Here is a 12,990-nt window from a genome sequence, read left to right on the forward strand (position 1 = left end):
GCTTGGAATTGGTTCCAAGCCGATGTTGTGGAAACTATTTTAAAGTAACGTCATGGAAGCGCATCATTTGATCTGGAATATGACGGAAACCTTCTAAATTGTTTTTATAAGCTTTGTAATCTAACTCATGGTAGATGAAAATAAACGGTACTTCTTCTTTACCAAGCTCCTCTGCTTGCTTATATATTTCTTTACGTGCTGCTTGATCGGTCTCTACACGAGCTTGCTCTAATAATGCATCCATTTCTGGATTAGAATATCCGTAGTTGATTGAACCAGTTGTATGGAATAAAGCAAATATATTTCCATCTGGATCTGTTCTTCCACTCCATCCTAGACGAATCGCATCAAATTGGAAATTATCCATATCATCTAGCATTGCTCCAAACTCAACAATTTCGAGATTAACTGTAATTCCAGCTTCTGCTGCCATTGATTGAATCATTTGAGAGATTTGTTCCTCTACTGGCTTAGGACTTAGCTTCAGAGTGAACTCAAAGCCATCAGGATAACCTGCTTCAGCCATAATTTCTTTTGCCTTTTCAACATTTCGTTCGGTTGGTTTAATAGAATCACTATAAGCCCATGTTCCAGGAGGAATAGCTCCTGCTGCAGCAATAGCAGTGTCACGAAGTGCTACTTTAATAATTGCATCACGATCTATTACTAAATCTAATGCTTGGCGTAAGGCTTTGTTGCTAAAAGGACCAGTCTTATTATTTAAGTACAAACCTTGGAATCCAAGTGCACTAGCTTCTGAAAGAGTTACATCAGTATTTGTTTTTAGACTCTCAATGTCTTTTGGTGGAACCTTGTTGATAATGGAAACATCACCCGAAAGTAAGTTCGTTAAACGTACGTTTTCATCACTATATGGACGATATACAATTTTATCAAAACTCGGCTCTCCACCCCAATATTCAGAGTTCTTCTCAAGTTCAATCTTATCTTGCTTAACTCTTGACAAAAACTTAAAAGGGCCTGTTCCTACTGGAGAATTAGCAAAATCTTCTCCCTTTTCCTGAACTGCTGTTGGTGAAACCATCATTCCAGCACGATCTGATAAAGCTGCAAGGAAAGGACTAAATGGAGTTGATAGTTGAACTTTAACCGTAAGCTCGTCAACTACCTCTATTGATTCCACTGCTGAAAGTTCTGAAGCACGTGGCGAACCAGCCTCTGGATTCATCATTCTCTCAAAGTTAAACTTTACTGCTTCAGCATTAAAAGGAGTACCATCATGGAACGTTACACCTTGTTGCAAGAAGAAAGTGTATGTTTTTCCTTCATTAGATATTTCCCATTTTTCAGCAAGCATTGGGACGAAATTTAAACTAGCATCAATATCAATTAATTTATCATATAAACTATGATATACCTGACGATCCACTGCCGCTGTTGAGAAATGAGGATCTAGTTGTGGCGGATCATCGTCTAACCCTACTACTAAAGTTTTATTATCTCCACTAGTTTCTTGTTCAGAAGAAGAATTATCTACATTCTCTTCAGCGGTTGAATTCGAAGTATCAGCTCCCCCACCACTACATGCTGCTAGCAGAATTAAACATAACATCATTACTACGTACCAAATCTTGTTACCCTTCATCACTTACTTTCCCCCTATTCTCTCTCGGAACAAATCATTAAGTAACTAAATACCTAAAATAAACTTCCATGTGAAAGCGTTTCAATTGATTTGATTCCTTTTTGTAACTTTTGTACATTATATAATATGAATTTTCAAAAATCTATATGTATTTTAAAAATATTTAAAATTCTATATTATTAGATAACTCAAAAGAAAAGTGATTGATTACTAACAATTATTAGGATAATATAGCTGTAAATGTAAATAAGTGTGGTGCTAATATGAAACTAGATGAGATTGATCGAAAAATTCTTCATCTACTAACTGAGAATGCTAGGATGTCATATGTAGATATAGGGAAGGAATTAAACCTCTCTCGAGTATCAATCCGGGAACGTGTTAATCAATTAATGGAAAAAGGGATTATAGAAAAATTTTCAGTCGTGATCAATTCAGAAAAAGTTGGGAAGGGTGTCTCAGCTTTCTTCGAGGTAGATTGCGAGCCATCTTCACTAGTACAAGTAGCTCAAACCTTAGTTGATAATCCTGCAGTTGCGAGTTGTTATCAAATGACTGGACCAAGCACTTTACATATGCACGTATTAGTTGAAGATTTTTCAAAACTAGAGTATTTCATTAATGAGGAATTGTATAGTCTACAGGGTATTACTAGGGTTGAGAGCCACATTTTGTTGAGACGTTTTAAGAGTAGAACTGGATTGAAATTATAATAGATGAATTCTAAACATGAAAAAGCCTTACCCGGTAAAAGAGTAAGGCTTTTTGTTCATTAAATATTTTTAATGTTTAACAGAATCATCAAACGATATTATTAGATTGCCTGAAATTTTTATAAAAAAAACAGAATAAAAATTCTAACATAGACCTTTTTGAAGTAAGTTCCAGGTAACCGTTCTCTTAATGTCAATGTCTCCGAAATAGTAGTTCTAATCTATCATTATCTTATAGATTTTCTTCACATAAGAAAACCCTACTAATTCTTTCTTTTTGAAGGATTCTTCTTGATTTGCTATAAGGGATGTAATGCAGTCTTGCCATTCCTTCATACTCGAACGACAAGACTCCTTTTTAGAAATTCAGAATTGTTATTGAATTGTCTTATTATATTAAAACTCTTCCCCTTCAATCGGATGAGTCGCTTCATACACCAACTGCTCTAGCTCTTCTTTATAAGCCTTCTCCTGCTCATCTGACCAGTTGAATTCTTTTTTCATATACGTAATAACGGAATTCATGTGCTGACGAACCCAGTCAATTGCGAAGAATAGTGCACCTGTTCTTCTAATGAAGAAGTCTACTGGCTTATAGGCAAGCTCATAGTCAATCGCATATCTTAATGTGGCATAAACCACTGGATCTAGGTTTTCCGCTGCAGCCTTTTCTTTTTCAGTACTGAATATATTGAAGACTGTTTCTACATTTGAACCGTAACGGTAAACAAGTTGATTTGCTACCTCTGCTGTTAAGCCAAGTTCCACACCTTTTTTCGTTTGATTCTCTAGGTACGTTGTAAAACCTTTTGAACCACCTACATCTCCACCAGACATTGGTAAATGCTTCGTATTTGAACTTGGGTATTGTTTTCCTTCTTCTTCTTGAAGCTGCTTGGCGACAATATCGACAACACTTTCGGCCATTTTACGGTAGCCCGTTAATTTACCACCAGCAATGGAGATAAACCCTGAATCTGAAACGAATATTTCATCCTTACGGGAGATTTCAGATGGTGATTTTCCTTCTTCATGAATTAATGGTCTTAGTCCAGCCCAGCTTGACTCGACATCTGCTTCGGTAATCTGGACGTTAGGGAACATGAAGTTAATTGAATTTAGGATATAGTCACGATCAGCCACTGTCATTTTAGGATGAGCTATGTCACCCTTGTAGACGGTATCTGTCGTCCCTACATAGGTTTTACCTTCTCTTGGAATCGCAAAGATCATCCGTTTATCAGATGTATCATAATAAACAGCTTGCTTTAGTGGAAATCTTTTTCCATCAAAGACTAGGTGAATTCCTTTCGTCAATTGCAGGGTTTTCCCTTTTTTAGAATGATCGATTTCTCTTAATGTATCCACCCATGGGCCGGCAGCATTGACGATTTTTTTTGCTTTCACTTCTTGTGTAGATCCATCTGTTAGATCTTCTATCTTTAAGCCGACTACCTTGCCATTTTCATACACTAAATCTGTTACCTTCATATAATTTAGTGCATATGCACCTTTTTCAACAGCCTTTTTCATCACCTCGAGGGTTAGGCGAGCGTCATCGGTTTTATATTCCACATAATAACCAGCTCCCTTTAGTCCGTCACGTTTTAATAATGGCTCACGCTTCATTGCCACGTCAGGCTTAAACATCTTTCTTCTCTCACTCTTTTTAACTCCAGCAAGAAAGTCGTATACCTGTAAACCGATATTGGTTGAAAACGGCCCGAACGTACCACCCTTATAGAATGGAAGCATCATCCATTCTGGCGTTGTCACATGGGGTCCATTTTCATACACAATCGCGCGTTCCTTTCCTACTTCTGCTACGACACCCACTTCAAATTGCTTTAGATAACGTAATCCACCATGTACAAGCTTAGTTGATCGACTTGACGTACCTGCAGCGAAATCCTGCATTTCAACTACCGCTACTTTTAATCCTCTTGTAATCGCGTCTAACGCAATCCCCGCACCTGTAATTCCTCCACCAATAACAAGGAGGTCCAATGCTTCATTTTGAATCGAATCTTTTATTTCTGATCTCTTAAGATTTGTAAATTTCATGATCATCGGTCCTTTCAAAAATCTATATTGTTTGATTTGAGTAAGATCGTAAAAATTTCTGAGAGGATAAAAAAAGAGACCACAATACAGCTCTGTTTTCAGTTTACCCGAAAAAAGAGTGATTATGGTCTCTCGAAATCTCCATCCAATATATTAACTTGTTTTTACTATATCATAGTTTGACGGTTTTTTAAAGGATTTTACCCTAATTCGTTAGGGAGAAACTAAGTTTTAGAAAAGTGCTTACTTAAATGCTCGTGTTGCAGCCACTGCCTTTTTCCATCCTGAATAGAGGTCTTCACGTTTTTCATCCTCTAGTTGGTTTGTAAAGGTTTGATCGATGTTCCATTGTTTTTGGATTTCTTCTTTCCCAGACCAGAAACCAACGGCTAAACCGGCTAAGAAAGCAGCCCCTAGTGCGGTCGTTTCATTGATGACTGGACGATCAACCGGAACCCCTAAAATATCACTTTGGAACTGCATTAAAAAGTTGTTCTTTACAGCTCCACCATCAACACGAAGTGATTTTAATTCGATTCCTGAATCCTGAGACATCGCTTCTAATACATCACGAGTTTGGTAAGCTAATGACTCGAGGGTAGCACGAATGAAGTGATCCTTTGTCGTTCCACGTGTTAGGCCAAACATTGCACCACGTGCATCACTGTCCCAATATGGTGTTCCTAGCCCAACAAATGCTGGAACCAGATAAACACCATCTGTTGAATCCACATTCGTTGCAAAGACTTCGCTTTCTGGTGCGTCATCAATCATTTGTAACCCGTCCCGTAGCCATTGAATAGCTGAGCCTGCTACGAAAATACTTCCTTCGAGTGCATATTCAACTTTTCCATCTACACCCCATGCCAAAGTAGTAAGAAGGCCGTGCTTTGACTTGACACCTTCTTCCCCAGTATTCATGAGCATAAAGCAGCCCGTTCCATAAGTGTTTTTCGCCATTCCTTTTTCAAAGCAAGCCTGACCAAACAATGCTGCTTGTTGATCACCGGCAATACCAGCGATCGGAATATTTTGACCAAAGAAATGGTAGTCCACCGTATGTGCATAGACCTCTGAGGATTGGCGTACTTCTGGTAACATACTCTTTGGAATCGTTAAAATATCAAGTAGCTCATCGTCCCACTTCAGTTCATAAATATTGAATAGTAATGTACGAGAAGCATTTGAATAATCAGTCACATGTGCCTTCCCACCTGAGAGTTTATAGACTAACCACGAATCAATCGTTCCGAATAATAAATCACCGTTTTCTGCTTTTTCTCTAGCTCCCTCTACATTGTCTAGGATCCATTTTACTTTTGTACCAGAGAAATACGGGTCGATCAGTAGTCCTGTTTTTTCAGTAAACAGTTCATTATAGCCCTTTTCTCTTAGCTCTCGGCAAATCTGCTCTGATTGACGCGATTGCCAGACAATTGCTTTATAAACAGGTTTCCCCGTGTTTTTATCCCATACAACCGCTGTTTCTCGTTGGTTTGTTATCCCAATCGCTGCAATGTCCGTAGCTTCCGCATCTGCCTTACGTAACACATCAGCAATACACGCAAGAATTGACGTCCATATCTCATTGGCATCATGTTCGACCCACCCTGGATTTGCAAAGAATTGTTCGAACTCTCTCTGTGCTGTTTGTACGATTTCCCCGTTTTTATTGAAAAGAATCGCTCTAGAGCTTGTCGTCCCTTGATCAAGAGATAATATATACTTGCCCATCCTTATTCCTCCCCTGGTATTTATTTTTTCTGTACCATTACGTTATAAAAAAGAGCTAAGGACCTAAGCCCTTGCTCTTTTTATCCATAATTCTATTATATTACGTTTATAAAATTGTATAAAGCGCTGTGTTCGCTATTGTAATTAATGTCATTAACAATGTGTTCAGGAATGCTGCCACATAGACATTTCCTGTCTTTCTAAAGAAATAACGATTAAAGATCGCAGCTACTAATAGTGCCGGTACAAGACCAATTACAATGATAGAAGACAATGCTTCTGCAGGATATCCTGATGTTCCTGTCATGAAAAGTAATCCATAGTGGTAACCAAGGTATAGCACTAGACCGCCTATGAAGTGTGCAATCGAAATCAGATAACCTCTATATCCATCATACTTCGCAGTAGCCGTATTAATATTAACCGACAGACCTACGATGAAGTAGTAGATAAAGAATAATGGTGCATATTTCAATAATGCAATCACATGCTGATCTTCAAACGTCTTGACTGCAAAAGTCCATAGACGGAAGTCTACCTTGAATACTGCATCAACAAAGTATAGTACTCCGTAACCAATTACTAGAGCAATCACTGCTGTTACTAGAGAAGCTATCACTGACTTAGGACTAGCCTTAAGTCCATAATTTGCAAGCGTTGCACCGTCAGATTTTCTCCAAGCATAATGTAAGGTAACCATAATAATTAGCGTTAGAATCGCAACGTTAACTGCCCAGAACATAATTGGATTGACAGTTGGTCCACCAAAATACTCAGTTGTTGCTGTGATTTTAGCTTGATTTCTTAACACAATATACTGAATCACACTTAATACAAGTACGATGAAAGAACCTTTTTTAATATGGCTTCCTAAGCCTTTTACAAGTGAATAAATCAGAACAAGTGCTGATAAAGCAATAAAGATCATAATACCTTGTCTGAATATCGTCATTCCTGCAACATTTCCACTGTATAACGCAGGGAAGAATATAGCTGGGAATAATCCACTAAATACTGCAATGATTAAGCCTACAAGTCTTCCACCATCCGTTTTTGACTCTGGAAGTGGAGTTGGTTTTGGCGTATAAATACTGTTTAAGAACGGTAATTTAGATAACAGTGTAACGACCGGAATAAATAGCATAAAGAATCCGATTAGAGCGACAAATGAGAACCACTCTTTGTACACCCATGTTTGACCATCTTCACCGATTGTTACTAGATTGCTATAATCTGCGAACGCCGTATCATAAAAGTCGATCGCAAATGCAGTTGATGTCGCTGAGAAGTGATTCCAAGGATGTGTTTCATTTGGTTGGTACACAATTCGTTGTCCACCATTTACATCATAAAACGTTCCTGCTTCAGGCGCTTCTATATTTCCTAAGAATCCTGCACCCTCTGGAGTTCCTACATAGTTTTTCTTAATAACAGTTGCCCCAGTTGCCTGCGCCTCTGCATCGAAGAAGAATTCATCATAATTTCCAGCAATTTTACCTGAAGTTCTTGGACCGTATGCATTGTTAATATCTTCAGCCGTTAATTGAAGAAGGTATAACCAACGATAGTCTGAACCTACTGTTAAATCAGCGAATATTTTTCTAACACCCGTCTCTTGGAAACCTCTTTCATCCAGAATGACTGCATGAGTTGAAGAGAATCCTCCCATTGAGTGACCCGTTACAGCAATAATCCCATTCCCTTGCTCATCCTTTAGAACAAAGTCCTGTTCATACATATATTGAACCGCGTCGTACATGGCAGTTGGCCAGAATGAGAAAAACGGTGTTGGTTTTTCCATCGTTCCAGTTGAATGTCCATGGTCATACATATCAAGTGCTAATACGACATAGCCTCTTTTTGACATTTCAATCGCCTGAGCATCCTGCATTTCACCTGAGTTCAGGTAACCATGTGTAGCGATGATGGTCGGTCTTGCTTCATCATCCGCACCATCTGGCTTGTATAATAGACCAGATAGTTCCCCACTTGGTGTTTCAAAATAAATACGTGATACATCTACATCTCCACTAGAGCTATTAAAGTTTGAAGCTACTAAGCTTCCAACTAAAACTAGCACTAAGGAAATCACTAATAAGATCAACGGTTTTTTCTTCATAATATCCTCCCTTTATCTTTTTATAATGTGTTAGGAAAAAGAAAAATAGCAGTTCAGAGAACACAAAAGAAGACACATTTAATACATCCTTGAATCTTTAATTCAAAGAATATAAATGTGTCTCCGTAGTCTCTTCACATATTATTAACTTAGTTGTAGTATAGAGTAAATTGTAAACGTTGTCAAACCAAATTTGTATATTTTGTGTCGAAATTTGTATGAGTTTATTTTCTTACCAAAGTGCCCTATTGGAAGTAGTCACCGCAAATGCACCATTATCCAATGCATGTTGAACATCCTCTTTTGTTCGGATCAATCCTCCTGCAATAACGGGAATTTGGGTTTCCTCATGAATTTCTTTTAAGACACTCGGAATGATACCTGGTAGTACCTCGATGTAATCCGGTTGAATCTTTTTACTCATTTTCAAATTCCGTTCAAGCGCATGACTATCCAATGCAAACAGCCGTTGAATACTGATTACCTTATGTCTTTTAGCAAATTCAATCACGTTCATTCTTGTTGAAACCAACCCGTCTACCTTCACATTATGAATTAAATACTCAAGACCATATTCATCCGGTTTTAACCCTTGAATCAGATCCGCATGCATCAACACCTTCTTATTATGCTGCTTAGCATACCTAGCAATTACCTCAACCTGTGAAAGTCGTGTCTCTAAATAAATGATCTGCTCATGATCTGTCTTCAATACTTTTTCAAAATCCTTCATACTTCGAATAGCTGGTATCACTCGACTAGCCAAACAATCACCCTCTGATTTGTCTCAATTTATATAGTATTTCCATGATAGCAACCACTCTAAACCGTGTAAAGATGATCGTTTTTCTAAAGCAAGGTCGCCTGCTCTGATACAGACAGGATTAATAGAACATCATTATCGCGGCAAGCATTCGCTTTAAAATTTTGTATATCTTTGTCGAATTTTGCTGTAAAATGTAAGTGGAATCATTTATATGTTCAATTAAAATACAAATTGTCTAGAAAGGACTCAAAAACATGTTCAATCGTAAACAGTTCGATTCACAATTAAGCTTAAAAGAACTAGATATGGTTAAAAGAAATAGTGCAGTAAATACTGCTCTTGCCATTGTTACAGTTCTAGTCTTCTTGGCTATTAGCGCTAACTTTACAGCTAGCTCTCTCTTGATCTTAGGAATACAGTTAGCCATTTGGTTACCCTTCTTATTTTTGCATCTAACTAGGAAGATGATTTTTCAAATTAAGTTTATTGCCATCATTGGTTCTGCATTATCTACTACTTACAGTATCATTAATTCCCCAGAAGCAACTAATATTGTCACTATTTTTTATCTTGTCATCCTAACTCTTATTTATATGGATATGAAACTATCCATTGCTATAAGTGTATATGGTGCAGTAATGATTGGGTATAAATTTATATTTCAACCACAGGTCTTTAGTGATGGTTCAGGCATAACTTATGGTATTTATTATGCATTAATTGTCATTGTTACTTTCTCTCTTCTACGAGTTTCTACATATATGGTCCAACAAATTGAGGTCGGTAGAAAGAAAGCTGAAGAGTTTTTCGAAGAACAAGAACAACAAAAACAGTCTCTACAGGAACTGATTGAAACGGTAACTAACAAAGCGGAGAGTATCACCTTAAATAGTGAGCAAACTAACGTAGCCTTCCGTGAGATGAGTGCTGCATTTCAAGAGATTGCATCAGGTGCCAATTCACAAAGTGAATCAACCCAGGATATTAATGAATCACTGGCAAGTATGAATTCCATGCTCGATCAGATGGATAGCTCGGTTAAAGATCTAACAGAGGAAACACAAACAACAAAGCAACTTTCTTCAACAGGTCAGATTCAAATTAGTAATCTTACCGAAATTATCGATGAATTTAATAAAGACATTGATGAAATGTCAAATGAGATTACTCAATTAATTCAAAATTTAAACGAAACACATCAATTCAGTAATACGATTAAAGAAATCTCTAATCAAACCAATTTACTGTCTTTAAACGCTAGTATTGAGGCTGCTAGAGCAGGTGAACATGGTAAAGGATTTGCGGTCGTTGCTAACGAGATCCGTAAACTAGCTGAAATGTCTAATCATTCGGCTGAAAGAATTTCTGAGCAATTAGAGTCTTTTTCGACCCAATCCGATCTTACTAGAAATAAGATGGTGCAAGTTGCTAAACGAATGGCTGATAGCTCAGAAATCACTGAAGCAACCACCAACTCTTTCAAACAAATCAATAATGGTATTATGAAGTTAGACAACCTATCAGCAACTTTAGAAAACTTGATGAAGTCAGTATATCAATCAAGTAAAACCATTAGTAACTCTTCTGGAGAATTAGCTGCTTTTAGCCAAGAATCGACTGCATCCATTGAGCAAGTTACTGCTACGCTAGACAACAGTTTGAAAAGCAATGAAGATATTTTAACTAATTTAAAAGAGTTAGAATCTATTTTAGTTAAAAAATAATTTCTAAAAAACAGATCACCCCCAAAAGTGATCTGTTTTTTCAATTTCAGCAGTAAAATAAGCTGAATCATATTTGGTAAAAGCTATTGATGAACTTAGCTCGAAGAATAAGAATCGTCCTTCTGTTGTGCCTTAATTAAACCTCTAATCCCTCAATCAGATTCTTCAGTTCTGTCATTTCATTAACAAACTGTAGTAATTCAGAATTCTGAAGCTTTTCCACAACTACCTCTCCGTTAACCATCGCGTTTTCAATGATGCCTTTTATTGCATCATTTTTCTCAACAATTTGTTGGTGAATATCCTGTGCAATGGCTGGAGGCTCTGATTGGTTAAACTCTTCGATTTCAGTTAACAGAGTAGTGAGTTCGGTTTCTAGCGCTTCCTTAGCCTCTGGATTGGTTGCAGCATCTTGAATTAATGCTGGTGCTTCCTGACCAAAATTACTCCAAGTATCCACATGTTCCATTGCGTTATTCGTATACTCTAGTGTGTCATTAATTCCTTCTACCACAGAACATCCTGACAATAAAATGGCTGCAGATAATGAAACCCCAATTAATAATTTTCGCATGATTTTTATCTCCTTTATTTTTAATCTGTCCTATTTAGCACAGCTCTTACAAGTTACACTTATAATTTTTTTATTTATGACTCTGTTAAAGTGGAGTGTTCATTTTCAGCAGAGTTGATTGTAGTGGAAGAACGCGAATATAAAGGTCCCTCTACTAAAGGCTGCCACGTCCTGTGGCAAACGTAGAGGTCAGCACATCCTGTGCTAGCGCGGGAGCAGCGTGTCAGGTGAGACCCGCAGGCTCATGCCGAGTCTAGCTACAGTGCCCAGCCCCTCAAGTCAAATAACCCTACATCAAGTAAAGGGAAAGTTCACCCTTTTCTTGATGTAGGAACATTTGCCGGTCGGGGCTACCCAGGGCACTTCCGCTTTTCAATGAGGAGGCTCACCGCACGCCCCGCGGAAAACGAGTGTCCTGTAACGAAAATCAACAACAAAATTTAACAAAGCCAATAAAAAAGGCCTTTTACTTAGAAATCCAGTAAAAGACCTTAGAAAACAAGAATCTTTGCCAGATTAAGTACTGACAAAGGTCTCGCTACAATTTAAAATTGCTAATAAAGCCGGGGCTTCACCCGTATTGACGACTTTATTATAATGCTACTCCCCTTTGAGTAAAAACATATGATTTTACTTATAACTTTATTCTAGCCTATGGTTTGAAGGTGGTCAAACAGGAGTCACGGAAGAAATCTATTTAAGGACCTGTCCCTACCGTATAGCCGGTATCTTAATCTTCACTGCAAACTCTTCATCCTTATACTGAAAATCTAGATATCCCTGATTTTCTTTGACAACATCGAGAATTTGCTTTGTCCCTAATCCCTCGTGTCCTTCCTTTTTGGTTGTAAGACCGAATGATCCGTATAGTTTATCCAGTATATTCGTCGGAATCGGCAAACTATTATTTTTGCATATCAAAAGATGTAGCCCACTTCTTTTATAAAATTGTAGTGTTATGGTTGCCTGTGAGTTTCTTTGTTCCTGCCATTCTGCAGCAGCCTCGATACTATTTGACAGCAGGTTTCCAAGAAGGGCTACCATCTTTTGATCTGAAATTGGAAGAGTTGAAAGAGGTAAGTCCACGTCATATATCATGGAAATGCCGGATTGGGTGGCTCTTTTATACATTTTATGTAGAATGCCAGCTACAATCCCCCGCTCTCCTTTAATTGCTAGATTGGTTTCTTCATAGGTTCCAACAAGCTGTTCCAAGTATTTACGTGCGTCCTCTTGCTCCTCTCTTTCTAATAAAAACTGAATCGCAGAAACGTGCTTCAAGAAATCATGTCGCTGACTTCTTACAATTCTAAATGTTTCATTTAAATGTGTTCGTTCCTCTTCATAATTGTTATTTAGCTGCTTTAAGGCGGATACTTGATTTCCAATAATGATCCTAGTGGTTTCAATCCCTATAAAAATTAAAACTAAGAGGAACTGTATCCAAAACTGCTCACTATACAAACTCACCAATACCAGAAGGAACTGAATAGCAAACCATACTCCATTTATCCAATGATTCAGAGAACCTATACTGATCATAATCTTTTTATATAGGAAAAAACTTAGTAATAATCCCATCAAACTAGCAATAAAAAATAATAATTGGACGGAAGAAAACATCGCATGCATATGTAGAACAAGTAATAACCCAATCCCACTCCAATATAAAAGTCCCTTACTCAACGTC

Annotated in this window: 9 protein-coding genes; 2 read left to right on the plus strand and 7 right to left on the minus strand. The window is 37.6% G+C overall.

The features are described 5' to 3' along the window. Positions 1-34: 34 nt before the first annotated feature. The gene (locus M1D60_RS20255; RefSeq protein WP_456279505.1) at positions 35-1,606 is read right to left on the minus strand and encodes an ABC transporter substrate-binding protein; all 1,572 of its coding nucleotides are present in this window, start codon (positions 1,604-1,606) and stop codon (positions 35-37) included. 263 nt (positions 1,607-1,869) lie between these two features. Between M1D60_RS20255 and M1D60_RS20260 the strand changes: the two genes are divergently transcribed. Beyond that, the gene (locus M1D60_RS20260) at positions 1,870-2,319 is read left to right on the plus strand and encodes an Lrp/AsnC family transcriptional regulator (RefSeq protein WP_456276627.1); all 450 of its coding nucleotides are present in this window, start codon (positions 1,870-1,872) and stop codon (positions 2,317-2,319) included. A 396-nt stretch (positions 2,320-2,715) separates the two neighbouring features. Here M1D60_RS20260 and M1D60_RS20265 read toward each other — a convergent pair whose 3' ends face one another. The 4 genes from M1D60_RS20265 to M1D60_RS20280 all read right to left on the minus strand — a co-directional run bounded on the left by M1D60_RS20265 (position 2,716) and on the right by M1D60_RS20280 (position 8,969). Then, positions 2,716-4,383, minus strand: a complete 1,668-nt coding sequence (locus tag M1D60_RS20265; RefSeq protein ID WP_456276628.1) for a glycerol-3-phosphate dehydrogenase/oxidase — start codon at positions 4,381-4,383, stop codon at positions 2,716-2,718. Positions 4,384-4,626: 243 nt separating this feature from the next. After that, entirely contained in the window at positions 4,627-6,117 is a 1,491-nt protein-coding gene (gene glpK, locus M1D60_RS20270) for a glycerol kinase GlpK (protein WP_456276629.1), read from the minus strand. A 106-nt stretch (positions 6,118-6,223) separates the two neighbouring features. Beyond that, on the minus strand, positions 6,224-8,236 hold the full coding sequence (locus M1D60_RS20275; RefSeq protein WP_456276630.1) for an alpha/beta hydrolase family protein: 2,013 nt from the start codon (positions 8,234-8,236) through the stop codon (positions 6,224-6,226). Positions 8,237-8,468: 232 nt separating this feature from the next. Continuing rightward, positions 8,469-8,969, minus strand: coding sequence for a glycerol-3-phosphate responsive antiterminator (locus tag M1D60_RS20280; protein WP_456279506.1), 501 nt, complete (start codon positions 8,967-8,969; stop codon positions 8,469-8,471). A gap of 1,184 nt (positions 8,970-10,153) precedes the next feature. Between M1D60_RS20280 and M1D60_RS20285 the strand changes: the two genes are divergently transcribed. Then, positions 10,154-10,726: a methyl-accepting chemotaxis protein gene (locus M1D60_RS20285; RefSeq protein WP_456279507.1), complete on the plus strand. Its 573-nt coding sequence runs from the start codon at positions 10,154-10,156 to the stop codon at positions 10,724-10,726. Between the two features lie 136 nt (positions 10,727-10,862). Here the strand turns inward: M1D60_RS20285 and M1D60_RS20290 are convergent, their stop codons facing one another. Beyond that, positions 10,863-11,300: a DUF6376 family protein gene (locus tag M1D60_RS20290; RefSeq protein WP_456276631.1), complete on the minus strand. Its 438-nt coding sequence runs from the start codon at positions 11,298-11,300 to the stop codon at positions 10,863-10,865. Positions 11,301-12,011: 711 nt separating this feature from the next. After that, positions 12,012-12,986 (minus strand): sensor histidine kinase, encoded by a 975-nt coding sequence (locus M1D60_RS20295; RefSeq protein ID WP_456276632.1) that lies wholly within the window; start codon positions 12,984-12,986, stop codon positions 12,012-12,014. Positions 12,987-12,990: the final 4 nt, after the last annotated feature.

This window comes from Bacillus sp. AK128, assembly GCF_053903075.1.